Origin of the sequence: Paraburkholderia sp. SEWSISQ10-3 4 (assembly GCF_030464785.1) — a bacterium.
Taxonomy (GTDB): Bacteria; Pseudomonadota; Gammaproteobacteria; order Burkholderiales; family Burkholderiaceae; genus Paraburkholderia; species Paraburkholderia aspalathi.
Genome location: NZ_JALPRI010000010.1, coordinates 196547 through 222325 on the forward strand (window position 1 = coordinate 196547; position 25779 = coordinate 222325).

Below are 25779 nucleotides of genomic sequence, written 5' to 3' on the forward strand. Positions count from 1 at the left end.
AGTGGGCACGTATTGTAACTGAATCACAATCCGGCACCGCAACTGGTGGAAATACCCCGGCGGCGCACTGATATCCCGAAAATATAACGCGCGCACGGTCAAAAAGCGATGGTCGTGCACGCTTTAATACAGCAGGGTTTTCACGTGCTTTTCACACGGCCGACATTTCAGCAGGCTTTCGGGGCGCTCCTCCGCACCGTATTCTGCAGACGATTACCGCGGTGCCCGCCGGACACGCGCCCGTGATAAGCGCGCTCCAGCATGCCGCGTGCCGCGCCATTTGCCCGGCACGGCACGAGCCGGCACTTGCGACGACTTGTGGCGCTTACGCCAGGCAGGCGTCCAGACCGTCGGTGATCAGGTCTTGCGGCAGCTCGATGCCGATGAACACCATCTTGTTGGTCTTCTTCTCGATCGGCTGCCATTTCGCGGCCAGATCGCTGCCCATCATCTGGTGCACGCCCTGGAACACCACCTTACGGTCGACGCCTTTCATATACAGCACGCCCTTATAGCGCAGCAGGCGTTCGCCGTAGATCTGCAGGATGCCGCCGAGGAAGTCCTCGAGCTTGTTCGGATCGAACGGACGGTCGCTGCGGTAGACGAACGATTTGATCTTGTCGTCGTGGTGCGCGTGATGGTGATGCGCGTGGTCGTGGCCTTCGTGGTCGCACTTGCCGTGGTCGTGATCGCAGTTTTCGTGATCGTGATCGTCGTGATCGGCGTGGGTGTGGCCGTGCTCGTCATGCGCATGAGCGTGGCTGTGCGCGTGTTCGTCTTCAGCGAGGAAGTCGGGGTCGATTTCGAGCTTCGAATTGAGGTTGAAGCCGCGCAGGTCGAAGATTTCCTTGATGTCCGCTTCGCCGAAATTGACGACCTTGATTGCCGCCCGCGGGTTCATGTGCAGCAGGCGATGGCGCAGATCGTCCAGATGCTTTTCGTCGACCAGGTCGGACTTGGTGATGAACAGGCGATCGGCGAAACCGACCTGGCGCTGCACCACTTCATGCTCGTCCAGTTGGTGGTTCGCGTGCTTCGCGTCGACCAGCGTGATGATCGCGTCGAGCAGGAATTCGTTGGCGATCTGGTCGTCCATGAAGAACGTCTGCGCGACCGGGCCCGGATTGGCGAGGCCGGTGGTTTCGATCACGACACGGTCGAAATCCAGTTCGCCGGACTGCTTCTTCGCCGCCAGATCGCCCAGCACGCGCGACAGGTCGCCCCGGATCGTGCAGCAGATGCAGCCGTTGCTCATCTGGATGATCTGCTCGCTCGTGTCCTGCACGAGGATTTCGTTGTCGATGTTCTCTTCGCCGAACTCGTTCTCGATCACGGCGATCTTCATACCGTGCTTTTCGTTCAGGATGCGCTTGAGCAGGGTGGTTTTGCCGCTGCCGAGAAAGCCGGTCAGGATGGTGACTGGGATCATGTTGGTCGCCTGTATGTACGTGAATCTGTGCGGAATCGAATGTGCAGCGCGAATGTGCAGCGAATGCGTCTGCGAATCCGGTTTGCCGGGCGCGGCAGCCTGACGGCGCGCGACCCGATCTAGCCGGATATTGAAACATATCTGTCAAGCCGGCGCTGGCAGCGGGGGCGAACCCCTCCGCGGCACGCGGGAAATAGCCCTGAAGCTATGGGCGATCAGGCAATTTGCAACAGCAGGCCTTTCAGATATTCGCCTTCCGGGAAGGCGGTGAGCAGCGGATGGTCAACCCCGGCGCCAAGGCGCTTGAGAATCCGCGCGTCGACACGCGCATCTGCCGCCGCGCCGGACACGATCTTCTGGAACAGTTCGGAGTCGATTGCGCCGGAGCAGGAGTAGGTGAACAGCAGGCCGCCCGGGCGCAGCAGCTTCAGGCCGGTCAGGTTGATGTCCTTATAGGCGCGCGAGGCGCGGTCCACGTGTTCACGCGACGGCGCGAATTTCGGCGGATCGAGCACGATCAGGTCGAAGCGTTCGCCTTCGTCGTACAGACGGCGCAGAGTTTTGAACGCGTCGGCGTCGAGCCAGGTGGCGCGTTCGGCGTCGAAACCGTTGGCGTCCACGTTCTGCTGTGCGATCGCGAGCGCGTCGCCCGACGAATCGATCGACACTACGCGCTTTGCCCCGCCTTTCAATGCCGCCAGCGAAAAGCCGCCGGTGTAGCAGAAGCAATTCAATACGTCGCGATCTTTCGCCAGCTGCTGCACCAGCAAGCGGTTGTCGCGCTGGTCGACGTAGAAGCCGGTTTTGTGGCCGTTGCGCACGTCGACGTGATAGCGCACGCCGTTTTCGCTCGCGATCAGCGCTTCCGACGGCGCCTCGCCCGCCAGTACGCCGGTGATCTGCTCGAGCCCTTCTTTCTGGCGAATCGACACGTCCGAGCGCTCGTAGACGTTCGGGCAGCCGGTCGCGTCGGTCAGCGCCGCGACGATCGCTTCCTTCCATGCTTCGACGCCCGTCGCCATGAACTGGCACACCAGCTGGCTGCGCTGGCCCGCGTCCTCAGCGACGTAGTGATCGACGATCAGGCCAGGCAGGCCGTCCGCTTCGCCGAAGATCAGCCGCACCGCGCCGGTGTTGTGCACCATCGTTTGACGATGCGCGAGCGCGCGCTGCACGCGGCGCTTGAAGAACGCATGATCGATCGGCTCCATTTCGTCGAAGCTCCACACGCGGGCGCGAATCTGCGAATGCGGGCTGTAGGCCGCGCGGGCGAGGAAGCGGCCGTCGTGCGCGCGCACCAGCACGGTCGCGCCGGGCGCGGGGTTGCCGTCGACGCGATCGATCACGTTGGCATAGACCCACGGATGGCGGCGCAGCAGCGATTTTTCTTTCGACGGTTTGAGCGTAACGGTATTCATCTGGGTGTCAGCAGGAGCAGTAGGCCGCGTGGAAAAAGGGGCACACGGCAGGTGAAGCGAAGGCGGAGACCGCAACCCGCAAAAAAGCAAAGAGCGGAATCAGTCGCGTTTTTTGGCGCGCGGATGCGCCTGATCGTAGACGTGCGCGAGATGCTGGAAATCGAGCGCGGTGTAGACCTGCGTGGCGGTGATGCTGGCGTGCCCGAGCAGTTCCTGCACGGCCCGCAGATCGCCGCTCGATTGCAGCACGTGCGTGGCGAACGAATGCCGCAGCACGTGAGGATGCACATTGGCCGGAATGCCGGCGACCAGCGCCGCGCGCTTCACGCGATCACGCACGACATTCGGCGACAGCCGGTTGCCGCGCGCCGACAGAAACAGCGGATGCGGATCGTGTTTCACCATCTGATCACGCACGGCGAGCCATGCGTTCAAGGCGTCGAGCGCCTTGCTGCCGACTGGCACGATGCGCCGCCGATTGCCCTTGCCGAGCACTTCGACTTCGGCGGAATCGAGCTTGAGCCAGCCCGCGGAGCGGTAACCGTCGGCATCGGCAAAACGGGCGTCGAGGCCGACCAGTTCGGACAAACGCAGGCCCGACGAGTAGAACAGTTCGAGCATCGCGTGGTCGCGCAAACCTTCGGGCGTCGCAGCGGGCGGGCTCTCCATCAGGCGCGTGGCGTCGTCGACGGAAAGCGCCTTCGGCAGTGATTTGGCCTGCTTCGGCGCCCGCACGGTGGCGACCGGGTTGGCCGGCAAATCGACGCGGCCCGCGAACCAGCGGTAAAACGCTCGCCAGCACGACAGCCGATGGCTGATCGAGCGCGCCGTCAGTCCGCCGGCGTGCGCGCGTGAAACCGCGCCGCGAATATCGACAGCGGTGAGGCTTTCGAGCGGCCGGCCTTTGGCCAGCAGCTTGAGCTCTTCGAGTTCGTGGGTGTAGCCGCGCAGCGTGTGCGCCGACAGTCGCCGCTCATGTTCGAGATTCGACAGATAGGCGGCGATCGGATCGGCTTCGGTCACGATGGCCTTTGGCGGGATCGGCGGCTTAGCGGTTTCAGCATGGCTTTAGCGCGGCAGCAGACGGCTCAGCGCCGCGCTCGCCAACGCGCCGATCTGCGTCAGGAAATCGGTCGCCATGCCGTCGTGGAAGCGGCGGGCGTCGGCGGAACCCATCACCAGCAGGCCGAAGGTCGGTGCTTCTTCCTTGCCTTCGGGGTCGCGCAGTGCGAGCAGTGCAATCGACTCGGTGGCATGCGCGGACTCGCCGGCGCCGCCTGCGGTCCCGTCCTCACTCACCGCCGACACCGCCGGCACCAGCCACTGCGCCGCTTCGAAGCCCGTGTTGGCGCCACAGTACGGCGTGGTGAGGCTATTCGCGAAGATTCGCACTTCCTCGCCGACATGGCGCGCGAACTCGGCCTGTGCATACGGCTCGGAAACGTCCCACACGCGCAGCGCGGCTTGCGGCACGTCGAAAATATCGCGCAAGCCGTTGGAGATGGTGCGCGGCAGCGCGTACGGATCGCGCTCGGCCATCACACGGATGGTCCAGCGATTGAATTTCGAGGCAATGCTGTCGTTTTCGTGACCGTAGCGCAGCAGCTCGGCCAGACGCCGTTCGAGATGCTTGTTCTTGTCGCGCAGCATTTCCATCTGCCGTTCCTGCAGCGATACCGCGGCTTTGCCGTGCGGGTTCGCAAGCCGGATCGTCGCGAGCATTTCCGCGTGTTCGGCGAAGAATTCGGGGTTGGCGAGCAGATATTCGGCGACTTCGCGATCGTTCATGGTTTCGGCTAAAGGACTACGGGACGACGCCCTCGGGCGGCGCATCGGTCATGAGTTCGGTCAGCCGGTGAAAGCGCTGTTTCGTCCGGCTTTTCATCGGCTGTCGTTGGCTTCTTAGTCGGCCTGTTCGAGGCCGCTTGTCTGGTACTTCCTGGGCCGATCGCTCGGCCGCTGAATCGGGTAGTGCGCTGGCGCGGGTCAGTCGGCCAGTTCGATCTCGCCTTCGAAGACGGTTGTCGCGGGGCCGGCCATCAGCAGCGGCGCGTCTTGCGTGCCGTCCCACGTGATGGTCAACTGGCCGCCGTGCGTGTGCACGCGCACCGGCGCATCCAGCAGTCCTCGCCGAATGCCGGCGGCGACGGCAGCGCACGCGCCCGTACCGCACGCCAGCGTCTCGCCGACGCCGCGTTCGTAGACCCGCAGCTTAACCTCGCTACGTCCAACGATCTGCATGAAGCCCGCGTTCACTCGCTGCGGGAAACGTGCATGCCGCTCGATCACCGGACCTTCGACGAGCACCGGAAAATCTTCGACGTCGTCGACCACTTGCACAGCGTGCGGATTGCCCATCGACACCACCGAAATCCAGCGCGTCACGCCATTCACGTCGAGCGGCCAGAGCGTGTCCGCACCCTCGCGGCGGCCTTCGAGGCCTTTGGTGGCGAACGGTACGCGCTCCGGTTCGAACACGGGCGCGCCCATGTCGACCAGTACCTCGCCGTTCTCCTGCATGGTCAGCTGGATGGTGCCGTTCTGCACTTGCACGCGCACGCTGCGCTTGTCGGTCAGGCCGTTGTCGCGCACGAACTTGACGAAGCAGCGCGCGCCGTTGCCGCAATGCTCGACCTCGCCGCCGTCGCAATTGAAGATGCGATATCTGAAATCGACGCCGTCCACGGTGGGCTTTTCGACCAGCAGCAACTGGTCCGCGCCGACGCCGAAATGCCGGTCCGCGAGCGCGCGCACCTGCGCCGGCGTCAGGTTGACCGGTTGGGTGTAGCCGTCGAGCACGACGAAGTCGTTACCCGCGCCGTGCATTTTGGTGAATTTCAGTTTCATCACGCTATTGTAAGTGACGCGCCTGCAGGTGGGCCGAACGCCGTTTTATTTAAGCGTTCAGGCGCCTTTTTTCGAAGGCCGGTCATAGACGCTCGGCTCGCCCGGCGGCCGGGTCTTGAAGCGCTTGTGCACCCAGTAGTACTGCTCGGGGATCAACGGAATCTGCTCTTCGAGGAAGGCGTTCATGCGGCGCGCGTCGGCTTCGTCGTCGCCGGTGGGGTAGTTGTCCCACGGCTTGAAGACCTTCAGCCGGTAGCCCTTATAGTTCGGCAGCACCTCGCCGATGAACGGCACCACTTGCGCGTGGCCGACCCCGGCGAGCCGCCCGACGGCAGTCAGCGTGCACGTCTGTACGCCGAAGAACGGCACGAACGTCGAGTTGCGCATGCCGTAGTCCATGTCGGCGCCGAGCATGACCGGCTTGCGGTCGCGCAACCAGCGCAGCACGATGCGCGCACTGTCGGCACGGCTTGCCATGTCCGCGCCGAAGCGGCCGCGCGCGGCAATTGCCACGTCGTCGAGCACCTTGTTGGACATCGGCTGGTAGAGCGCGCCGCACTGCCGGCGCAGCGCGTGATTGATGAACACGGAGCCCGCCTCAATACCGACGAAATGCGCGCCGAGCAACAGGGTGGGCGGCATGTCGGGATCCAGTAGATCGATCTCGCTATCCACCTGCACGAGCTTTTCCAGCTTCTCTGCGGACCCGAACCACTGGACGCTGCGCTCGACATAGCTGCGGATCGCGTGGCGGAAGTGTTTCTGCGCGATCTCTTCGCGGTGCTCAGCGCTCCACTCCGGGAAGCACAGGCTCAGATTGATATGGACGATGCGTTTACGGTTGCTGGGTATCTGGTAGAGCAGCCAGCCCAGCCCGTCGCCCAGTCGCGCAACGAAACCGTATGGCAGCAACGCCAGAAATTTCAGCAGTCCAATGGCCAGGTGGGCGCCAAGACGACTCAGCATGCCGCCCCTCCGTTTAGGGCGTCGAGCGACGCTTTGCTCAAGAAACCTGAAGACGGGTCGAAATACAGCACGGGTGATCACTCTGTGACAATCAAAGGAAGTCGCTATAATAAGGGCTTCGCCGAGTTAATAGACAACTTGCGGGGCGAAGCTGGCGGGTGCGATCCATGGGATAGGCCCCCTGCCGGTAAGGTAATCCGCTAAAGCGTCGCCGCTTCAAGGCTCCCGAAGCTGGCTACGTGAAACTCAACCGTAACCACAAAACAGGAGTCTGCAACGTGGCAAACGATTATCTCTTCACCTCCGAATCCGTGTCCGAAGGCCATCCCGACAAAGTCGCGGATCAGATTTCGGACGCCATCCTCGACGCTATCCTGACCCAGGACAAGTACTCGCGTGTCGCAGCCGAAACGCTGTGCAACACGGGTCTCGTCGTGCTGGCCGGTGAAATCACCACCACCGCGAACGTCGATTACATCCAGGTCGCGCGCAACACGATCAAGCGCATCGGCTACGACAACACCGATTACGGTATCGACTACCGCGGCTGCGCGGTGCTGGTGGCGTACGACAAGCAATCGCCGGACATCGCCCAGGGCGTGGACCGTGCGCACGACAATAACCTCGATCAAGGCGCTGGCGACCAGGGCCTGATGTTCGGTTATGCGTGTGAAGAAACGCCGGAACTGATGCCGCTGCCGATCCACCTGTCGCACCGTCTGGTGGAACGTCAGGCGAATCTGCGCCGCGACGGCCGTCTGCCCTGGCTGCGTCCGGATGCGAAGTCGCAAGTCACCGTGCGTTATGTCGACGGCAAGCCGCATGCGATCGACACGGTCGTGCTGTCCACGCAGCATTCGCCGGACATCGATCTGGCCACGCTGCGCGAAGCCGTGATCGAAGAAGTCATCAAGCCGACGCTGCCGGCTGACCTGATCAAGGGCGACATCAAGTTCCTGGTGAACCCGACCGGTCGGTTCGTGATCGGCGGTCCGCAAGGCGATTGCGGTCTGACGGGCCGCAAGATCATCGTCGATACGTACGGCGGCGCGGCGCCGCACGGCGGCGGCGCGTTCTCGGGCAAGGATCCGTCGAAGGTCGACCGTTCGGCGGCTTATGCCGGCCGTTATGTCGCGAAGAATATCGTGGCGGCTGGTTTGGCGTCGCGCTGCCTGATTCAGGTGTCGTACGCGATCGGCGTTGCCCAGCCGACGTCGGTCATGGTCAACACGTTCGGCACGGGCCGCGTGTCGGATGCAGTCATCACGAAGCTGGTGCTGGAGCATTTCGACCTGCGTCCGAAGGGCATCATCCAGATGCTCGACCTGCTGCGTCCGATCTACGAGAAGAGCGCGGCCTACGGTCACTTCGGCCGCGAAGAGCCGGAATTCACGTGGGAAGCCACGGACAAGGCTCTGGTGCTCGCCGAAGCTGCAGGCACCGAACCGGTTGTCGCGCTCGCCGAATAAGCGCACACAGTCCGTTTCAGCAAAAAACCCCGCCGGCGTAAGCCGAGCGGGGTTTTTTATTGCCTTTGCAGTGCACCGCGACGCGTTCGGCGGCTCACTTAGCCGCCTATTCAGCCACTTGCTTAGCCACGCACTCAGCGGCTCGCAAACGCGAACGCAAACCAGCCGCTGCTACCACTCGTCGACATCCGGCGCGGGCGGCGGCTCGTACTTTGCGGCGCGACGACCGGTGCATTGCGCGTCGCGGTGAGGCGCAGCGGCGTCGGTTTGCGCAGTAGTGTGCGCAGCGAAAAACGGCGCGAACTGCCTTGCAGGCGCAGCGCGGAGAAGAAGGTGTGGAACCACGTGCGAATGCCGTCGACCGCTTTGGCTTCGCGCCATTGCTCGCCTAGTGCGCGAGTGCGAGTGGCATGGTGACGCAGTGCACGCACGACATGGCGGCGTGCCGGACGCGCCGCTTTCAATGCGGCGCGGGTAAGACGGGTGCTCAGAAGAGTATGCATGGCTTCACAAGTAGGCAACGTGTCGCGCGACGGAGTGTGCGCCAGAAGGAGCACCAAATGTGCCAACGGCGGTGTCGCGATGGACGACGCGAAAGCCCGGAATTCGACTGGAAAGGACACGGAGGACGGCGGAGTCGGCCTTGGCGGCCTGTGCGTGCCGTAAAAGTGCGGGAAGAACGATCAACATGTGTGCAGGCTACACGCGATTCATGACGTCAGAAAGTCGGTTTTTACCCTGCGAATACGGGTTTTTACGGGGTAAACGCGCTGCGCGAGTTTGCGGGGTCGCGCCCTTTGCGATCGATTTTCGTGCGTGCGTGCCCAGGCAGCGTGCCATGCAAACCGCCAGTTCGCGTGAAAGTAGTGCGTAAGGCCCCGGCTTCCCGGCAGGTGAAACAGCGCGCAGTCCGATCGCGCCCGTTTTACAATCGAGCATCAGTCAGTCGAAAGTAACGGAACACCATGTCACTTCACTCGAAGAAAGAGCAGATTCAAACGTTGCGGGAGCAGGGATTTGTCGTCGTGCCGGGACTGGTTTCGCCCGAGCGTTGCGCTGAACTGAAGCAGATTGCGGAGCGCCAGCTGCAGGAAGCGGCCGCACCAATCGAATTCGAAGCGGATCTGCGCTATCCGGGCGCACCGGAATCCAAACACGCGCCGGGTGGGCATACGGTTCGCCGCCTGCTGGATGCGTACGGGCGCCATCCGCATTTCGCGCAATGGGCCACCGCGCCGGAAATTCGCGGCTGGATGGAGTTGTACTTCGGCGAGGAGCCGCGCTTATCGCGGGCGCATCACAATTGCATGATGACCAAGCACCCTGCCTACGGCAGTTTGACCGGCTGGCATCGTGACGTGAGATATTGGTCGTTCGAGCGTGACGACCTGGTGTCGGTGTGGCTCGCGGTCGGGTCGGAAACGATTGATAACGGTGCGTTGTGGCTGGTGCCGAAGTCTCATAGCGCAGCCTTCACGTCCGACCGCTTCGACGAGGCCAAGTTTTTCCGCTCCGATCTGGAAGAGAATCAGGCGTTGATTCGCACCGCGGTTTCGCCCGAGCTCAAGGCGGGCGACGTGGTGTTTTTTCATTGCAACACACTGCATTCGGCTGGCAAGAATCTCAGCGATCAGGTGAAATTTTCTCTGGTGTTCACTTATCACGGGGCGAGCAATGTGCCTCTGCCGGGATCCCGCTCGGCGGCCAAGCCCGAAATTGCCTTCTAGTTTTTTTGCGTTGCGCGGCGTGGAGGCCCGTTGGCCCCGCGCCGTGCAGGCAATTAACGCTCTACCGCTTGCGCCCGGAAACAGCCATCCCGGTCAGGCCGGCAATCGTCGCGATAACGCCACCCACGATCAGCATGATCGCCTTGTTGGTCGGAGATCCGGTGAACACGCGGGACACCTCGCTGCTGACCGAGTTGAACGCCTGTCCGCCGAAATACAACAGCACGATACCGCCGACAATCAGCGCGATTGAAATCGCCTTCGTCATGAATCCATCCCTCCGCTAAGCTTTGATCGGCCAAAGTGTAGGGGAGCCGCAAGCTGTCGTCCATCCCGCATACTGGGTGCCTGCACGCATCGCGGCGATTGGCTACCATAGCGGTCTGGCCTCACCCATACCTGAATATAAAACCTGCACGCCTCCCGCAGCATGTGATTTCCTCACGCCCGTGATCGCCGGGCGACTTCAACATCAAGGACACTAGCAATGGCTTACGAAGCAGCTTCAGAACGCTATTCGGACATGAAATACCGCGTCTGCGGCAAGTCGGGTCTCAAACTGCCGGCGCTGTCGCTGGGCCTGTGGCACAACTTTGGCGATACCACGCCGATCTCCACGCAGCGCGACATCCTGCGCACGGCCTTCGATCTGGGCATCACGCACTTCGACCTGGCCAACAACTACGGCCCTCCGTACGGCAGCGCCGAAACCAATTTCGGCCGGCTCTTCAAGGACGACTTCAAGCCGTATCGCGACGAACTGCTGATTTCGTCGAAGGCGGGTTGGGACATGTGGCCGGGTCCGTACGGCCAGGGCGGCGGCTCGCGTAAATACGTACTCGCGAGTCTCGATCAGAGCCTGCAGCGCATGGGCCTCGACTACGTCGATATCTTCTATTCGCATCGTTTCGATGCCGATACGCCGCTCGAAGAAACCGCCGGTGCATTGGCGACCGCTGTGCAGCAGGGCAAGGCGCTGTACATCGGTATTTCGTCGTACTCGGCCACCAAGACGCTCGAAATGGCGAAGCTGCTCGCCGAGTACAAGGTGCCGCTTCTGATCCATCAGCCTGCGTACAACATGCTGAACCGCTGGATTGAACAGGAATTGCTGGACACGCTCGAGAAAGTCGGCGCGGGCGCCATCGCGTTCACGCCGCTCGCGCAGGGTTTGCTCACCGGCAAATATCTGAACGGCGTGCCGGAAGACGCGCGCGTCAACAAGCCGGGCGGCGGTTCGTTGAAGCAGGAGCATCTGAGCCCGCAAAACATCGAGCACGTGCGCAAGCTCAACGACATCGCGCAGCGTCGCGGACAAAGCCTCGCGCAGATGGCACTCGCCTGGGCGCTGCGCGATCCGCGTGTCACGTCGGTATTGATCGGCGCAAGCCGCGCGGAGCAGGTGCGCGAGAACGTCGGTGCACTGAAGAATCTCGCGTTCTCGAAGGAAGAGCTGGCGGAGATCGATCGCTACGCGACCGAAGGCGGCATTAACCTTTGGGAAAAACCGTCGACGGATCAGGCGATCTGATTCCGCGGCGTGTCAGGTCGTAGATGCATGCAGTAAAAGACACGCCGTAGAAACGAAGAAAGCCGCCCATGAGGCGGCTTTTTTTCAACGCAGTTCAAGCACACACGCTTCCCGCGCAATGGCCGAAGCGACTGCGTTCAGTCGACCGAACCATCGGCGAAGCGCACAGACCGCCTTCGCCGGACCCCGCTACACTAGCGCAGGCAAGCCCTCGACCAGCACGACCGCGAACACTACGCCGATGAGCGCGCCAAGCACGCGCAACGCGTTGTGCCGAAATTCCGTCTTGCAGGGTAGCGCGCCGACAAACAGGGCGCCGGCCAGCGCCATCGGAATGACCAGGATGAAATCGCCGATCGTAAAGTAGGTCGTCATACCCGTCTCCTTATGTAATACCAACGCGGGCAGCGGCTCGATTTCTGGAGTCATGCACTGCCAGCGGTCGATTCGAGTATAGACGACGCTTAGATCAACATAACAACGTATTGCGGCGCTGCAGCGCGTCTTCGCAGGCTGCTGAACCCAGTACTGCAAGGGGCGCCGCGATTGGCGCGTTGCAGCAAAAACCCCGTAGAAAATGAAGTGTTTGCTTACACGGGCCTTACTTTTCAGGCCTGTTTGATGCGCTGCGGATGGTTCTCGCCTAACCGGGGCACGGCTCATGCAGGCGCTGATTCACGCTGCGTCCAGGTCACACGTTTCCGCACAGCCGATCAGCAGCGTTCCCTTATGCTGTGATCCGTTCGCGCTGACGCAAGCGTATAGCCGCAACGAGGCCTACGACAAGCAGCAGGCCGACCAGCCCGGCGACACCGTTCCAGCCATAACCCGCCCATACGCGCCCGCCATAAGAGCCGACCACGCTCGAACCGATGTAATACGCGAGCAGATACAGCGCAGCCGCCTGGCCTTTGGCCTCTTTGGCGAGGCGTCCAACCCAGCCGCTCGCCACCGAGTGTCCGGCGAAAAAGCCGAACGTCACGCAAGCGATGCCGGTTGCAATGGCCGCCAGCGGATGCAGCATCGTGAGTGCAAGTCCACATGCCATCAGCAGCAAGCTGGCGGTCAGCACGCGTGCCCGACCGAAGGTGTCGGCCATGCGACCCGACCACGGCGAGGCAATCACGCCCGTCAGATAGACGACGAAAATCGCGCCGATCTCCGTCTGACTCAGCAGGTACGGCGGCGCGAGCAGCCGGTAACCGATGTAGTTGTACAGCGTAACGAAGCTGCCCATCAGCACGAAGCCGAGCAGGAACAGCAGCGGCAAGCCGGGTCGCGTGAATTGCTTGAGCAGCGCAGTGCGGTGATGGGAAAAGCCGAGCCCGCGACGCGGTACGAAATGGCGTGACGGCGGCAGCAAGGCGCGAAACGCGAGCATCGACAGAATGCCGAGCACGCCGATCGTTCCGATTGCCACGCGCCACGAAAACAGATCCGCTACCACGCCGGTGATCACACGCCCAGCCATCCCGCCGATCGCCGTGCCACCCACATACAGACCCATCGCCAGACCGAGTCCATCCGGATGCACTTCTTCCGCGAGGTACGCCATCGCGACGGCGGGTACGCCACCGAGCGCGAGCCCTTCGAGCGTGCGCAACACGAGCAATTGATGCCAGTGCGGCGCGATCGACACGCCGATCGTCAGCAACGCCGACAGCGTGAGCGATGCCGTCATCAGCTTGTGACGGCTCGAGCCTTCCGAGACGAAGCCGGCCACGAATATGGCGAGCGCGAGCGCGGCGGTTGTCACTGAAAGCGACAAGCTGCTTTGTGCCGGCGTCACGTTGAACGCCGTAGAGAACGCAGGCAGCAATGGCTGTACGCAATACAGCAGGGAGAAGGTGGCGTAACCCGCGAACAGCAGTGCGATGCTGGCGCGCCAATAGGCGCGCGTGCCACGTTCGAGATAGGGAATGTCAGAGACGCCAGACACAGAAGCGGAGGTGAGAGAAGCAGACGAAACGGGAACAGCCGAAGCAGCAGTCCGGTGGGAATCCGGCGATGCGGTCACGAAAAAATCTCCTTGGGCAGCGCAGAGTACTCAAAGAAGTTAAGGATACGCTGAAAAGCTTAACCGTGCGCCGCCGCATCGCTCGCGGGCGCTGTGGGATGCACGATCTGTTCGTCGGTCGGCAAGGCGGACGCGTCCCAACCGCCGCCCAATGCCTTGATCAGCGCGACGCTCGCGGCCATGCGGCGGCGCGCGATCGACACCGCGGTCCGCTCGTTGGTGAGCGCCGTGGTTTGCGCGACCACGACGTCGAGATACGTGATCGCGCCGTTTTTATAGCGATTCGACACGACCGACAGCGAACGCTGCGCGGCGGCCACGGCGTCGTCCTGTGCAGCGGCTTCCTGTTCCAGCATGCGCAAGGCGGCGAGATTGTCTTCGACCTGGCCGAACGCGGTCAGCACCGTTTGGCGGTACTGCGCGACGCTTTCGTCGTAGTGCGCACGAGCCTGCTCTTTAACCGATGCACGTCCGCCGAAGTCGAGCAGCGTGCCGGCCAGCGTCGGCCCGAGCGACCACAGACGGCTCGGCGCCAGCAGCCATTGGCTGTAGTTGGTCGCTTCGAGCCCACCCGTCACCGACAAAATCAGGTTCGGAAAGAATGCCGCCGTCGCCACGCCGATCTGCGCGTTCATATCGGCGACGTGCCGTTCTGCCGACGCGATGTCGGGCCGTCGTTCGAGCAATGCGGATGGCACGCCGGCCGCCGCGACCACCGGCACGGCGGTGAGCGGCGCAACCGGCAGGGAAAAGGTCGAGGGCGTCTGCCCGATCAGGATCGCGATCGCGTGTTCGAGTTGCGCGCGCTGCACGCCGAGGTCGAGCGCTTGCGCCTGAGTGGTTTGCAACTGCGTCTGCGCTTGCGCGACGTCGGCATCGGTGGCGATGCCGCCGGCGTAGCGGTGTTGCGTCAGATCGAGTGCTTCCTTGTAGGCCTTGATCGTATCATCGAGAAGTTGGCGTTCCTGATCGAGACCGCGGAGTTCGAAGTAGTCCGTCGCCAGTTCGGCCTGCATGGAGAGGAGCACGGCTTGCGCATCGGCGGCGCTCGCCTGCGCTTCGGCTTTTGCGCCTTCGACGCTGCGCGACACGCGGCCCCACAAGTCCGGTTCCCACGACGCGTCGGCTTGCACGAGGTAATCGTTCAGCGTGAGACCGGCGGTCGATTTGTGCAGCACATTCGCCGAACTCCGCGCGCGTGAATAGTCTCCATTCGCGCTGACGACCGGGAAGAAGTTCGAGCGGTATTGCGCAACTGTCGCGCGAGCGGCGCGAAAGCGCGCCTCGGCAGCCTGCACGTTCTGGTTCACGCTCGCCACCTGCTGCTCGAGCGCGTCGAGCGATGGGTCCGTGTAGACGCTCCACCATGCGCCCCGTGTGAAGGTGTCGGCGGGTTGCGCGGGCTTCCAGCCGGTGCCTTCGAGTTCCTTGTAGGTTGCGGCAGTGGTGGCCGATGGTTTGACGTAGTCGGGGCCCACGGTGCAGGCGGTGAGCGTGAAGACAAAGACGGACGCTACGGCAAGCAGCGAGCCGTGTGCAAACGATGGCCCGTCATGGCGACGTGATACTGGCGCGCTCACAAGAACATCCTCGCTGATTGCAGGCTGGCGACATGCGCAATTGGCGCGCTTGCGGCCGCTGCACCAGAGGCACCCGCAGCGCCCTCCGCACCCGAAGCCCCCGCTGCGCTACCCGCACCAGCCCCCGCTTTTGCCGGCACGATCCGCACCGGCGCCCCATCGATGATCGAATCTTGCGGATTCAGAATCACCTGTTCATCGCCTTGCAAACCGGATGCGATTGCCACGCGCGTGCCGAAGTCCGTTCCGAGCGAAACCGGCAGCAGCTTCACTTTGTGCTGTGGATCCACGGTGGCCACTTTCACGCCGTCCGGGCGAAACAGCAGCGCGTTGCCAGGCAGCGTAAACGGCGCGGCGCCGGCGCCCAAAGCGAAATGCACCTGCGCGTATGCGCCCGGCAGCAGATCGCCATTGCGATTGTCGACATCGACTTCGACGAGCATGGTTCGCTGTTGCGGATCGACGGCGCCCGAGGTGCGCGCCACGGTCCCCGGATAATGTTTGGACGGCGTCTCGGTCAGCGTCAGAAACGCCGTCTGTTGCGCGCGGACCTGTTGTGCATAGGCCTGCGGCACGTTCACATACACACGCAATCTGTCCGCCTGCGCGACATGGAACAGTTCCTTCGCCGGGCCACCGGAACTGCCCGCGTCGATCAATGCGCCGACATCGACATTGCGTGCCGTCACGATGCCGTCGAAGGGCGCGTAGACCTTCTGGAACGACTGCGTTTTTTCAAGGCGCGCCACGTTGAAGCGCGCGGCGTCCAGCGTGCCTTTCTTCGCGAGCATGTCGCCGACCTTCTCGTCGGTTTCCTGCTTCGAAACCGATTTGCTTTTCAACATGTCGGTCCAGCGGTCGGCGGTGCTTTTCGCGAGCGCGTAGTTGGCATTGGCATTCGCGAGGTCGGCGCGGGCGGCGCGCAGTTGATCGTCCACTTCCGGTGTGTCGATTTCCGCAAGCAACTGGCCGTTCTTGACGTGCGCGCCGATGTCCGCGTACCACTTCTTCAGATAGCCGTTGGTGCGTGCGTAAATCGGCGTGTCGAGAAACGCCTGCACGTTGCCGGGCAGCACGAGGTCGAGTCCCGCCGTCGACTTCTGCGGACGCACGACTTCGACGCTCGTCTGACTGGCGTGCTCGGCATCGCGCTCGAGTGCCGCATGCGCGTCATGGCGCGACCAGATACCTTGCGCCGCGAGCAGAACGATCACCACAACCACCGCCACGATTACCCAGCGCGCGCGCTTCCCTTTCGCTGGCTCGGGCGCGGCGTTGGATCCGTCTGGACGTTTTCCTTCCATCAAGCTTCCCCTATCAGAATGCATGGGCAGTCGAAGCTGCCTCTTGTGCTTCGCGTTGCGTGTGTCGTGCGAGTCGTCATGGTTTTTGCACCACATGCTCGGCCGCACGCTGACGCCGTGCCGCGAGCCGCCGGTAGATCATCGAAAAGACGACGGGCACGAAGATCAGCGTAGCCAAAGTGCCAACCGTCAAACCGCCGATCACCGCACGCCCGAGCGGTGCATTCTGCTCGCCGCCTTCGCCGAGACCGGTCGCCATCGGCACCATGCCGATCACCATCGCGAGCGCCGTCATGAGCACCGGACGGAAACGCGTGAAGCCCGCCTCGATCGCCGCGCGCGTCGCGTCGCCGTGTTCGAGCAACTGTTCGCGTGCAAAGCTGATCACGAGAATCGAGTTCGCGGTGGCGATGCCGATACACATGATCGCGCCCGTCAGCGCCGGAATCGATAGCGTGGTGTGCGTGAGAAACAGCATCCACACGATGCCCGCGAGCGCGCCCGGCAGCGCCGTAATGATGATGAAGGGATCGAGCCACGACTGGAAATTCACCACGATCAGCAGATACACCAGCAGGATCGCAAATACCAAACCGGCGAACAGGCCCGAGAACGAATCGTTCATGGTCTGCACCTGGCCGCGTACTTCGATGCTCGAGGTTTTGGGGAGATCGGCTTTGGCGCTGTCGATGATCTTGCTGATGTCGTCGGAGACGCCGCCGAGATCGCGGCCGTCGGCGGTGCCGAAAATGTCGATGGTGGTCTGCGCGTTGTAGTGCGTGAGCACCGCGTTGCCCGCTTCGCGTTTCATCGTGGCGAGCGAGCCGAGAATATTGCTGCGGCCGTTGGCATTCAGCGGAATGTTCGCGAGCGATTGCAACGAATCGATCGTGTATTGCGGCGCTTCCGTGATCACGTTGTAGCTGACGCCGTTGCGCGGATTGAGCCAGAACGTCGGCGTGGTCTGCTGGCTGCCGGACAGTGTAATCAGCAGATCGCTTGCGATGTCGCGTTGCGAGAAACCGGCTTGCTGTGCGCGTGTACGGTCCACGTCGATAAAGATGCGCGGCAAATCGGCGGGCTGCTGGATGCGCGCATCGGCAAGACCCGGCACGGTGCGCAGCCGGTTCAGCAACTGCGCGGCAAACGCGCGATTGCCGGCGACGTCGCGCCCGACGATCTGAATGTCGATCGGCGAGGGCATGCCGAAGTTGAGCGTCTGACTGACGATATCTGCGGGCAGGAAGGCGAACTGCACGCCGGGAAATTCGTCGGTGAGCGTGCGGCGTAGCGTGCGCACATAGTCGGCGCTCGGATGATGATCGGGATTCAGCGTGATGAGTATGTCCGAATCCGAGGTGCCGATCGTGCCGGTGTTGCTGTATGAGAGGTTGATACCTGAGACCGGCAAGCCGATATTGTCGATGAGTGAATGCAACTCGCTGGGCGGTATCAACTGACGAATCCGCGTATCGACCCGATCGGTCACCACTGCGGTTTCCTCGACCCGCATGCCGGTTTTCGCGCGCAGATGCAGCGCGATGGTGCCCGCATCGACTTGTGGGAAAAAGTCGCGGCCGAGAAACGGCATCAGCAGCATCGACGCGCCACAGCAGACGAGAAACAGCGTCACGAACAGACCCGGCCGCGCAACCCGCGCTTCGAGAAACACGCGATAGCGATCGCGAAAACGTGCGAAGCCACGCTCGAAGGCGTAGTGCACGCGCATGAACGGATTGCGCGTCTGCTCGGACGCATGGTGTAGATCTGCCGGCTTGTGGTGATGGCGCAGCAGGTACTTCGCCATGGTCGGCACGAGCGTACGCGAGAAGAAGTACGAGGCCAGCATCGCGAACACCACCGCTTCGGCGAGCGGAATGAACAGGTAGTGCGCGACGCCCGTTAGCAGAAACATCGGCACGAACACGATGCAGATCGATAAGGTTGAGACCAGCGTCGGAATCGCGATCTGATGCGCGCCGTCGAGAATCGCCTGCTCCAGCGTTTTGCCTTGCTCGAGTTGATGGCTGATGTTTTCGATCGCCACTGTCGCGTCGTCGACCAGAATACCGACCGCGAGCGCGAGCCCGCCTAACGTCATGATGTTGATGGTTTCGCCGAGCATCGACAGCGCGATGATCGAGGTGATCATCGACAGCGGAATCGATACCGCGATGATCAGCGTCGCGCGCCAGTTGCCGAGGAACAGCAGAATCATCAGACCGGTGAGGCACGCGGCGATCAGCGCTTCGCGCAGCACGCCCTGCACCGAGGCGCGCACGAACAGCGACTGATCGGCGACCGGATCGATGTTCAACGAAGCCGGCACGAGGTTGCGTAGCGTCGGCATCATCTTCTTGATACGGTCGACGATTTCGAGCGTGGACGTGTTGCCGCTTTTGTTGATGGTCAGCAAGGCGGCGCGCTGGCCGTTCACGCGCACGATGTTGGTTTGCGGCTGGAAGCCGTCGCGCACATGAGCGACGTCGCGGATATAGACGGTGCCGTTAGCCGTGGATTTGATCGGAATGTTATTGAGGCCGGCGAGCGAATCCGGACTGCCGTTCATCTCCACCGAATATTCCGTCGAGCCGATTTTCGCAGTGCCCGAGGGCAGGATCAGATTCTGCGCGGTGACGGCGTTGACCACGTCCATCGGCGACAGATTGCGCTCCTGCAGCTTGCGCGAATCGATATCGACCATGATCTGTCGCTGCTTGCCGCCATACGGCAATGGAGCCGAAGCGCCCGGCACGGTGGCGAGCTGCGTCTTCAGGAAGTTATTGCCGAAGTCGAACAGCTCCTGCTCGGTGAGTGAAGGGGACGACAGCGCGAGGCGCAGGATCGGCACCGTCGAGGCGTTGTAGCGCAGGATATTCGGCGGCGTGATGCCCGGCGGCAACGAACGCAGTTGCGTCTGTGACAGCGCCGTGACTTCGGCGAGCGCTTCATCGATATTCGCGTGCGGCTGGAAAAAGATCTTCACCACCGCAATCCCGTTCAGCGACGTCGACTCCGTATGCTCGATGTCGTTGACCGCGGTCGAGAGCCCGCGCTCGTAGTTGAGCACGATGCGTTTTTCCATTTCATCGGCGGGCAGGCCGTTGTACGACCAGATCACCGACAGCACCGGAATGTCGATATTTGGGAAAATGTCGGTCGGCGTGCGCAGGATCGTCAGCGGGCCGACGATCAGCAAAAGCAGGGCCAGCACGACGAAGGTATAGGGGCGCCGCAGCGCCAGGCGAACGATCCACATGGCTAGTTAAGGGGATGAAAGGCGGCGGCGCCAGTGTGGCGCACACAGCGGCCATGAGGCATGCCGCGACGGTGGCCGGCGGTCGCAACGGGCGGATTAAGCGGGTCGTTCTGATGCTGCATGATTTTGATATATCGCCCCGGCTGGGTTTATGATGATCTCGTTACGACGCTTTACGCCCAGATCATCGGCCCGGCGCGCTGTAATGGGAATAGGGCGAAACGACGGGTGAAGAGCCCTGAGTTCGCGCTTTCCATGGCCCCGCAAAACGGGAACAATGACTCGAACCTCTCACGCGTCTTACGCGCAGCAGATTGGGTGCGTACGCAACGTTATCGGCGAAGCGGCGCTTTTATCATCACCTTGACCGGCGCGGAAACCATAAAGCCGGCTATGGGAGAAACGGGGAAACATCATGCAAATCGGTTCCATTGTCCGATCGGTGCATATCGCGGTGCCGCAGGGCGCACGCGGGATTGTCATGCGCATTCTCGGCGACATGGCTATGGTGGCCTGGTATGCCGGCGAACCCGGCACATCGGAGCATCTCAATACTGAACCCTTTTTCCTTGAAGATCTGATCGATACGGGCGAGCAGGTTCGTCCGTCGAGCGCACAGGTGCATTGAAGCTGGTTTGAGTCCGATTCATGGTGGTTGCAGGTGGCTGTTAGCCGCACGGTGAGCCGACGCCCTCGTCTTTGACGGCGGCGCGGCGCACAATGCGGACATGAACGACGACAATTTCGACCCACAGGACGGCGCCGATAGCGCCGTACCTTTCGCCCGGCTCAAGCCGGAAATCGTGCTCGACGCGCTCGACAGCGTGCTCAGCAGCGTCGGTGTGTACACCGACGGCCGCATGCTGCCGCTCAACAGCTACGAGAACCGCGTGTACCAGGTGGGAGTGGAAGACGGTCCGCCCGTGGTCGCCAAGTTCTATCGTCCCGAGCGTTGGACCGACGCCGCCATTCTCGAAGAACACGCCTTTGTCGCCGATCTCGCCGCGCGTGAGATTCCGGCCGTGCCCGCGCGTGTTTTCGAAGGCCGCACGCTGCATACCTTCGACGGTTTCCGTTTCTCGATCTTCGAACGCCGCGGGGGCCGTGCGCCCGATCTGGACCGGCGCGATACGCTCGAATGGCTGGGGCGTTTCATCGGCCGCATCCATGCAGTTGGACAGACGCAGAACTACACCGAACGCCCGACGCTCGACATCAACACGTTCGGCTACGAGCCGCGGGATTTCTTGCTGTCGCACAACTTCGTGCCTGACGATGTGCGCACTGCCTGGCAGACCGTGGTGAATCTCGCACTGGAAGCCGTCGAGCGCGCCTTCGAGCGGGCCGGCGATATTCGCATGTTGCGAATGCACGGCGATTGTCATCCGAGCAATGTGTTGTGGACCGACGCGGGTCCGCATTTCGTCGACTTCGACGATAGCCGCATGGGTCCGGCCGTGCAGGATTTATGGCTGCTGCTGCCCGGCGATCGCGTCGAGGCTTCGCGTGCGCTGGCGGATCTGCTCGCGGGTTACGAAGACTTCTGCGACTTCGAGCCGCGCGAACTGTATCTCGTCGAGGCGTTGCGCACGCTGCGGCTGATTCACTACCAGGCATGGCTCGCGCGCCGTTGGGACGACCCGGCGTTTCCGGCGGCGTTTCCGTGGTTCAACACGCAGCGCTACTGGGAAGACCGCATCCTCGAACTGCGCGAGCAGCTCGGCGCGATGGAGGAAGGACCGCTCTGGCCGGTTTGAGCGGCAGCGGTCCTACGGCGCCTGCGACGCCACGCTCGACGATTCCACCAGTGTCGATTTGACGATCACTTCGGCGCGCACGTCGCGCCCGATCGCTTCGATCGCGGGACGCATTTTCGCGAAGTCGTCGGGCGAGCAGACCTCGCTATCGAAATGGGTGGCGCCGTCGCGCGTCATCGTCACCACGTTGCTGAGCGGATCGAACGTGTACTGCGACTGGAAATCGACGAAGCGGTCCTGGGTTCGTTTCGCTTCCGGCATTTCCAGCACGTGAAAATTCGCGGGCAATTCAATGCGCGCGCGTTCATGCAACGTCAGGTTGTGGCAGACGAATGGCTGCGTGCGCTGCCGTTCGCCGAGCCAGTAGCGGGTGTCCGCCTCGAAGCCGCCGGCCATACTCGTCAGCGCCGGGATCGATGCCGCGGCGCCCGGCACCACCAGACTTTCGAGCGTGCCTTTCATCGTGATGGTCAGCGGGCCGTCTGGAGCGGTGAGGTCGCTGGTGGTCAGTGTGGCGGTGCCGCGCAGGTTGGCGCTGCGCAGTTCCGCCTGGATCGACTCCTCACGTTGCGCGGGCGTCTGCGTGCGCAACATCGCGCGCGCCTGTTCGGCCGTGGCGCCCGATGCTTCCAGACGATAAGTGAAGCTCGCCGAGCCATCCGGTTCGACCTTGATCGACAGGTCGGTGCTGCGCGTCATCAACGCGGTGGCCGGCGTTTGCGCGACCACCCCCTGATTGACGAGGACGGTAGGGCGGTTCATATCGGACGACGGCAAAAAACCGAATTCGACATTCGATGCGGTCGAGTCCGCATATTGCTGCAAATCCGGCAGCCAGGTGATCACGTGATTGATGACGCCGTAGCCCGGCACGCTGGGCAACGTGTAAATCGAGCCGCTGCTGATCAGCGCCGGCTCATTGCGAACGCCGACGGCGTCGAGCATCGCGCCGTACAACGCCACGTGATCCTTGCAGTCGCCATAGCGGTTCGCGAGGATCGCGCTTGCACTGTGCGGCACCACCGAACCGCGCCCAACATAGATCGCCACATAGCGGACGTTGCGGCGTACCCAGTCGTACAGCGTTTTGGCTTTGTCGTGCGGGGTGTGGTCGCGTGCGGTGAGGTTTTGCGCGAGACGTGTGACGGCGGTGTCGCGCGCGCTCGGGTCGGCGGCGGACGCCCTGTAGCTGGCGGCGAAAGCGGCGTAGTCCGGAAAGGTCGAGACCATGAGCCGGTCGCCGTACGACACATACGCGATCGAGCCGCGCTCCAGACGGCTGAAATGCGCCTTGTCGTAACGGTATTCGTAGCGAGTGCGGCCGTCGCGCGTGACCGGTTGAAGCGCGGTGAAGCCGCGTGCATCGGCATAAAGCGGCTTGCCGGCGGGCAGATCGTAGATGAGGTGAAAGTTGTGGGTCGGCGCGAGATCGGGCGGAGTGAAGTCGCTGAATTCGCCCAACTCGATCGGCTGCTTTTGCGTCTTGCGATAGGTGAGATGCACGCGCGAGCCGGGTTCGACGGCGGGGAACACGATCACCTTTTCCTGGATGTCCTGGAACATCGGCGCGTCGAACGAGCGCGCTTCCTGCACGTCGCGGATCTGATCGGGCTGCACGTCGTGACGCACGCCGTCGGCGGTGGTCGTGTAGGCCTCGATGATCTGCACGTCCGCCATATTGCGGTTGAACCACACGTATTGCTGCGCGACTCGGGCGACGCCTGCTTCGTTGTTCACGTGCAGCGTCATCGAATCGAGCTTGGAGAAGGAGCCGTCGGCATTGACGGTGAAGGTCTGCGTTTCACCTTCGTTGGTATAGGGATCGTCCAGCTTGGCCGCAATGCTCGCGCTCGCGCCATGGACACCGGCAAGCCAGCCGAGAGAGGCAAGACAGACCAAAGAGGTGAGGCGCATGGCGGGCAGGTATCCGGAACGGCAACGTTGACGGGATCGCCAGTTAGAGTCGGTTTGCGCCGCCCGGATGTCAAGCGGATACCGAGCATTGCAATTGAGCAAATGCTCCAATTGTGTAATGATAGCCATTCTCAATTGAAAGGCATCGCCAGCTTTCTGTCACATTTCTCCTCCTCTGTGACTGCCAGCCAGCCTCTCAGCCGGACGGCCTGGACCGCAAGCCGGGTCTGTCCGGCCCTTCTTTTTGAACTTTCCTTTACCGCTGATGAGAGCGAGCGTCTTGTCGCCGCCTTTCGGCGGGGGTTTAACTTGCTGCGCCTGGAGCATGAATGTGAACGCGCCTGATTCGATCGATATGAAACCTGTTGCTGGTGCCGGCACGCAATACACGGCCCGTAGGCCGGAGCGCGGTCATCATCTGATGGACGACGCCGAGCAGGCGGCGCGGCGCCAGCGTTCGCGGCGGGCGAATTTCATCAAGTGGTTGCGCAAGGTGCACGGCTGGGTTGGGCTGTGGGGCGCGGTGTTGGGGCTGATGTTTGGCGCGACGGGGTTTTTGCTGAATCATCGCGGCGGACCGTTGAAGGTGTCGTCGGGTGAGCCGCAGGTCGAGGAGATGCAGATTCCTGTGCCGCAGAAGAAATTGGGTTCGCCGATGGAGATGGCGAAGTGGCTCAAGGGCGAATTAAAGATCGACGGCAAGCCGGGGCGGGTGAAACGCGAACCGGCGCATGCGGTGGCATGGGGTGATCGCAGCACGATGCAGCCGGAGTTCTGGCAAGTCGGGATTTTTGGGCCTGGTCAGAATGTGCAGGCCGAGTATTGGGTTGGGAATGGGTTTGTGGCGGTGAAACGCACGCAGAATTCGTTTCTTACTACGATGAATAATTTGCATCGTGGTGTGGGGTTGAGTGTTGGGTGGGTTTTGTTGATCGATACGATTGCGGGGGGGATGATTTTGCTGTCCCTGACCGGGGTCTTGTTGTGGACTGAGTTGAATAAGCGGCGGATTGTCGGGGTTGTGTTGGTTGGCGGCTCGGTGGTTGCCGCTGTGGTTTGTGGGTTAATGTGACTTGGTTTTTTTGCCTGCTCGGCGCTTGATTGTCAGTGTTCTTAGGGCTTTGGCCTTTCCTTGTTTTGTTAGTGGTTTATTAGCGTTCCCCCTGTGCGGGGGGGCACCTACTTTTCTTTGCCGCCGTGTATAGACCGGGGACATGGTTGACAGACGTGCGGAGACATCGTTGACACTTTATGGTCAGCGATTGCCGCTCCTCAGGTCAAGGGTGAGGATGCGATGATGGGCAAACCAGAATTCAAATACGCCGTCTTCGCCCGGCTTTGCGCGTGCCGCAACCAGCAGCCCATAAAGTGCATTCGAGACCCTGAGGTGTCGTCCTTCAAAGCGTAGCTGACCATTCGCCTTGACCCGCAGTACCACGTCATCCGGGCCGTACTCCGGCTCCGGCAGGATCGATGGATACGCCCGGGGGCTCGGCCGGTAACGGCTGACCGGTGTGTCCATGCCGATCGCCTCATGCGGGCGCTCGCAGTTATATACGGTGCGCCAGCGGTCCAGTTCCTGTTGCACGTGCTGCTGGGTAGCGAAGCTTCGTCCGTTCAGTACTTCAGCCTTCAGCGTACGGTGAAACCGCTCGTCCTTGCCGTTGGTCTGCGGGTGGTAAGGCCGGCTGTAGCTGATACGGATACCCAGCCGGATCAGCCAGACGGCCAGCTCGGTGAGCTGACCCGGACTGCCAGGCGAACCCCACGGCGAGCCGTTATCGGTATTGATGCGTAACGGCAGGCCATAGTGTCCAAACGCCTCCCGCAATCCCGTCTGCACGGTAGCGGTGTCGGTTGGTCCACAGGCGCGTAGCAGGATGCTGAAGCGCGAGTGGTCATCGAGCACCGTCAGGGGACTGCACCGCTCCTTCTGGAGGGTGTCGAAGTGCCCCTTGAAGTCCATCTGCCAGAGTACATTGGGCTGGTCGTGCTCAAAGCGCTTCCAGGGTTGGCTCATGGCTGAATCGGCCGGCAGGATCAGGTTGTGCCGGTGCAGGATGTCGGTCACGGTGCTGGGCTGTGGCACCGCCTCAAAGCCCAGATCCTGCAGGCGCCGGCGGATCTTGCGCCCGCCCCAGCGCGGATGGGCCTGGCGCAGCCGCACCACTTCCTGCTCCATCGCAGCGGGGGTCTTCGAGGGACTGCTGGCAGGGCGCCGGGATTGATCTGACAGCGCGTTCTCGCCGCGATTGAGCCATTTGTAGCCGGTCTGCCGGCTGATGTTAAAGCGCTGGCACAGTTCGGTCATCGTCAGCGTGTCCTGACTGGCCAGATGAACAAATTCCTGTCGGAGGCTCATGGTGTCTCTTGCGTTCCAGGGCATGGTCGGGACCGGGCGTTTTAGTACCCGGAAGTGTCAACCATGTCCCCGCACACCTGTCAGCTATGTCTCCGGTCTATACACCGCCGCAAAGAAAAGTAGGCAAAAGAAAGCGGCTAGAAACCCCTGCTAAGCGGGTCCCGCAGCTCGCTCAGGGTAGTGGTGCGACTGGAATCTG

The 25779-nt window shown here is 62.3% G+C and carries 22 protein-coding genes; 7 read left to right on the forward strand and 15 right to left on the reverse strand.

Translation table 11 applies throughout. The annotated features are described in order from the left end of the window. Positions 1-325: 325 nt before the first annotated feature. The 6 genes from M0D68_RS20425 to M0D68_RS20450 all read right to left on the reverse strand — a co-directional run bounded on the left by M0D68_RS20425 (position 326) and on the right by M0D68_RS20450 (position 6660). Positions 326-1429, reverse strand: a complete 1104-nt coding sequence (locus M0D68_RS20425) for a GTP-binding protein (protein WP_153134252.1) — start codon at positions 1427-1429, stop codon at positions 326-328. Between the two features lie 215 nt (positions 1430-1644). Continuing rightward, positions 1645-2847, reverse strand: coding sequence for a class I SAM-dependent rRNA methyltransferase (locus M0D68_RS20430; protein ID WP_093634650.1), 1203 nt, complete (start codon positions 2845-2847; stop codon positions 1645-1647). A 99-nt stretch (positions 2848-2946) separates the two neighbouring features. Next, complete coding sequence (xerC, locus tag M0D68_RS20435) at positions 2947-3870, reverse strand: tyrosine recombinase XerC (RefSeq protein ID WP_093634651.1); 924 nt, start codon at positions 3868-3870, stop codon at positions 2947-2949. A 45-nt stretch (positions 3871-3915) separates the two neighbouring features. Then, the gene (locus M0D68_RS20440) at positions 3916-4635 is read right to left on the reverse strand and encodes a DUF484 family protein (RefSeq protein WP_256455725.1); all 720 of its coding nucleotides are present in this window, start codon (positions 4633-4635) and stop codon (positions 3916-3918) included. A gap of 198 nt (positions 4636-4833) precedes the next feature. Beyond that, positions 4834-5694, reverse strand: a complete 861-nt coding sequence (dapF, locus tag M0D68_RS20445; protein WP_093634653.1) for a diaminopimelate epimerase — start codon at positions 5692-5694, stop codon at positions 4834-4836. A 57-nt stretch (positions 5695-5751) separates the two neighbouring features. Then, on the reverse strand, positions 5752-6660 hold the full coding sequence (locus M0D68_RS20450) for a lipid A biosynthesis lauroyl acyltransferase (protein WP_211703207.1): 909 nt from the start codon (positions 6658-6660) through the stop codon (positions 5752-5754). A 278-nt stretch (positions 6661-6938) separates the two neighbouring features. Here M0D68_RS20450 and metK point away from each other — a divergent pair, with 278 nt between their 5' ends. Continuing rightward, on the forward strand, positions 6939-8129 hold the full coding sequence (gene metK / locus M0D68_RS20455) for a methionine adenosyltransferase (protein WP_093634655.1): 1191 nt from the start codon (positions 6939-6941) through the stop codon (positions 8127-8129). Between the two features lie 134 nt (positions 8130-8263). On the opposite strand, the gene M0D68_RS20460 is transcribed toward metK, so the two are convergent. After that, a complete protein-coding gene (locus M0D68_RS20460; protein ID WP_175053749.1) occupies positions 8264-8632 on the reverse strand; it encodes a hypothetical protein in 369 nt (122 codons plus the stop codon). Between M0D68_RS20460 and M0D68_RS20465 the strand changes: the two genes are divergently transcribed. Further along, positions 8631-8795: a hypothetical protein gene (locus M0D68_RS20465; protein ID WP_266225148.1), complete on the forward strand. Its 165-nt coding sequence runs from the start codon at positions 8631-8633 to the stop codon at positions 8793-8795. The two genes, M0D68_RS20460 and M0D68_RS20465, sit on opposite strands and share 2 nt — an antisense overlap. A 299-nt stretch (positions 8796-9094) precedes the next feature. Next, positions 9095-9856, forward strand: coding sequence for a phytanoyl-CoA dioxygenase family protein (locus tag M0D68_RS20470; protein WP_256455723.1), 762 nt, complete (start codon positions 9095-9097; stop codon positions 9854-9856). A gap of 61 nt (positions 9857-9917) precedes the next feature. On the opposite strand, the gene M0D68_RS20475 is transcribed toward M0D68_RS20470, so the two are convergent. Beyond that, complete coding sequence (locus M0D68_RS20475) at positions 9918-10124, reverse strand: DUF3185 family protein (RefSeq protein WP_093634657.1); 207 nt, start codon at positions 10122-10124, stop codon at positions 9918-9920. 219 nt (positions 10125-10343) lie between these two features. On the opposite strand from M0D68_RS20475, the gene mgrA reads away from it, so the two are divergent. Then, positions 10344-11387 carry an L-glyceraldehyde 3-phosphate reductase gene (gene mgrA / locus M0D68_RS20480; RefSeq protein WP_093634658.1) on the forward strand — a complete coding sequence of 348 codons (1044 nt, stop codon included), beginning with the start codon at positions 10344-10346 and terminating at the stop codon, positions 11385-11387. Positions 11388-11576: 189 nt separating this feature from the next. On the opposite strand, the gene M0D68_RS20485 is transcribed toward mgrA, so the two are convergent. The 5 genes from M0D68_RS20485 to M0D68_RS20505 form a co-directional block, all read right to left on the reverse strand. Continuing rightward, complete coding sequence (locus M0D68_RS20485; RefSeq protein ID WP_007179669.1) at positions 11577-11762, reverse strand: hypothetical protein; 186 nt, start codon at positions 11760-11762, stop codon at positions 11577-11579. A 352-nt stretch (positions 11763-12114) separates the two neighbouring features. Next, entirely contained in the window at positions 12115-13326 is a 1212-nt protein-coding gene (locus M0D68_RS20490; protein WP_266225168.1) for an MFS transporter, read from the reverse strand. A 137-nt stretch (positions 13327-13463) separates the two neighbouring features. After that, a complete protein-coding gene (locus tag M0D68_RS20495; RefSeq protein ID WP_266225169.1) occupies positions 13464-14930 on the reverse strand; it encodes an efflux transporter outer membrane subunit in 1467 nt (488 codons plus the stop codon). 50 nt (positions 14931-14980) lie between these two features. Further along, positions 14981-16288 carry an efflux RND transporter periplasmic adaptor subunit gene (locus tag M0D68_RS20500; protein WP_266225151.1) on the reverse strand — a complete coding sequence of 436 codons (1308 nt, stop codon included), beginning with the start codon at positions 16286-16288 and terminating at the stop codon, positions 14981-14983. A gap of 76 nt (positions 16289-16364) precedes the next feature. After that, entirely contained in the window at positions 16365-19547 is a 3183-nt protein-coding gene (locus tag M0D68_RS20505; RefSeq protein WP_266225152.1) for an efflux RND transporter permease subunit, read from the reverse strand. A 415-nt stretch (positions 19548-19962) separates the two neighbouring features. Between M0D68_RS20505 and M0D68_RS20510 the strand changes: the two genes are divergently transcribed. Together M0D68_RS20510 and M0D68_RS20515 are read left to right on the forward strand one after the other, a co-directional pair. Further along, positions 19963-20175, forward strand: coding sequence for a hypothetical protein (locus M0D68_RS20510; RefSeq protein WP_035554043.1), 213 nt, complete (start codon positions 19963-19965; stop codon positions 20173-20175). Between the two features lie 100 nt (positions 20176-20275). After that, positions 20276-21304 carry a serine/threonine protein kinase gene (locus tag M0D68_RS20515; RefSeq protein ID WP_200566997.1) on the forward strand — a complete coding sequence of 343 codons (1029 nt, stop codon included), beginning with the start codon at positions 20276-20278 and terminating at the stop codon, positions 21302-21304. A 12-nt stretch (positions 21305-21316) separates the two neighbouring features. On the opposite strand, the gene M0D68_RS20520 is transcribed toward M0D68_RS20515, so the two are convergent. Then, a complete protein-coding gene (locus M0D68_RS20520; protein WP_266225154.1) occupies positions 21317-23218 on the reverse strand; it encodes a DUF3857 and transglutaminase domain-containing protein in 1902 nt (633 codons plus the stop codon). Positions 23219-23549: 331 nt separating this feature from the next. Between M0D68_RS20520 and M0D68_RS20525 the strand changes: the two genes are divergently transcribed. Beyond that, complete coding sequence (locus tag M0D68_RS20525; RefSeq protein ID WP_256456489.1) at positions 23550-24290, forward strand: PepSY-associated TM helix domain-containing protein; 741 nt, start codon at positions 23550-23552, stop codon at positions 24288-24290. A 183-nt stretch (positions 24291-24473) separates the two neighbouring features. Here M0D68_RS20525 and M0D68_RS20530 read toward each other — a convergent pair whose 3' ends face one another. Beyond that, the gene (locus tag M0D68_RS20530) at positions 24474-25604 is read right to left on the reverse strand and encodes an IS481 family transposase (RefSeq protein WP_200655504.1); all 1131 of its coding nucleotides are present in this window, start codon (positions 25602-25604) and stop codon (positions 24474-24476) included. Positions 25605-25779 lie beyond the last annotated feature (175 nt).

What these genes read in the sequence shown, in the direction of transcription:
- M0D68_RS20505 (WP_266225152.1), bottom strand. Translation starts at nt 19,547, where the DNA reads ATGTGGATCGTTCGCCTGGCGCTGCGGCGCCCCTATACCTTCGTCGTG.
- dapF (WP_093634653.1), bottom strand. Translation starts at nt 5,694, where the DNA reads ATGAAACTGAAATTCACCAAAATGCACGGCGCGGGTAACGACTTCGTC.
- M0D68_RS20500 (WP_266225151.1), bottom strand. Translation starts at nt 16,288, where the DNA reads ATGGAAGGAAAACGTCCAGACGGATCCAACGCCGCGCCCGAGCCAGCG.
- M0D68_RS20475 (WP_093634657.1), bottom strand. Translation starts at nt 10,124, where the DNA reads ATGACGAAGGCGATTTCAATCGCGCTGATTGTCGGCGGTATCGTGCTG.
- M0D68_RS20440 (WP_256455725.1), bottom strand. Translation starts at nt 4,635, where the DNA reads ATGAACGATCGCGAAGTCGCCGAATATCTGCTCGCCAACCCCGAATTC.
- M0D68_RS20485 (WP_007179669.1), bottom strand. Translation starts at nt 11,762, where the DNA reads ATGACGACCTACTTTACGATCGGCGATTTCATCCTGGTCATTCCGATG.
- M0D68_RS20520 (WP_266225154.1), bottom strand. Translation starts at nt 23,218, where the DNA reads ATGCGCCTCACCTCTTTGGTCTGTCTTGCCTCTCTCGGCTGGCTTGCC.
- M0D68_RS20530 (WP_200655504.1), bottom strand. Translation starts at nt 25,604, where the DNA reads ATGCCCTGGAACGCAAGAGACACCATGAGCCTCCGACAGGAATTTGTT.
- mgrA (WP_093634658.1), top strand. Translation starts at nt 10,344, where the DNA reads ATGGCTTACGAAGCAGCTTCAGAACGCTATTCGGACATGAAATACCGC.
- M0D68_RS20430 (WP_093634650.1), bottom strand. Translation starts at nt 2,847, where the DNA reads ATGAATACCGTTACGCTCAAACCGTCGAAAGAAAAATCGCTGCTGCGC.
- M0D68_RS20450 (WP_211703207.1), bottom strand. Translation starts at nt 6,660, where the DNA reads ATGCTGAGTCGTCTTGGCGCCCACCTGGCCATTGGACTGCTGAAATTT.
- M0D68_RS20515 (WP_200566997.1), top strand. Translation starts at nt 20,276, where the DNA reads ATGAACGACGACAATTTCGACCCACAGGACGGCGCCGATAGCGCCGTA.
- M0D68_RS20465 (WP_266225148.1), top strand. Translation starts at nt 8,631, where the DNA reads ATGGCTTCACAAGTAGGCAACGTGTCGCGCGACGGAGTGTGCGCCAGA.
- M0D68_RS20470 (WP_256455723.1), top strand. Translation starts at nt 9,095, where the DNA reads ATGTCACTTCACTCGAAGAAAGAGCAGATTCAAACGTTGCGGGAGCAG.
- M0D68_RS20425 (WP_153134252.1), bottom strand. Translation starts at nt 1,429, where the DNA reads ATGATCCCAGTCACCATCCTGACCGGCTTTCTCGGCAGCGGCAAAACC.
- M0D68_RS20460 (WP_175053749.1), bottom strand. Translation starts at nt 8,632, where the DNA reads ATGCATACTCTTCTGAGCACCCGTCTTACCCGCGCCGCATTGAAAGCG.
- M0D68_RS20510 (WP_035554043.1), top strand. Translation starts at nt 19,963, where the DNA reads ATGCAAATCGGTTCCATTGTCCGATCGGTGCATATCGCGGTGCCGCAG.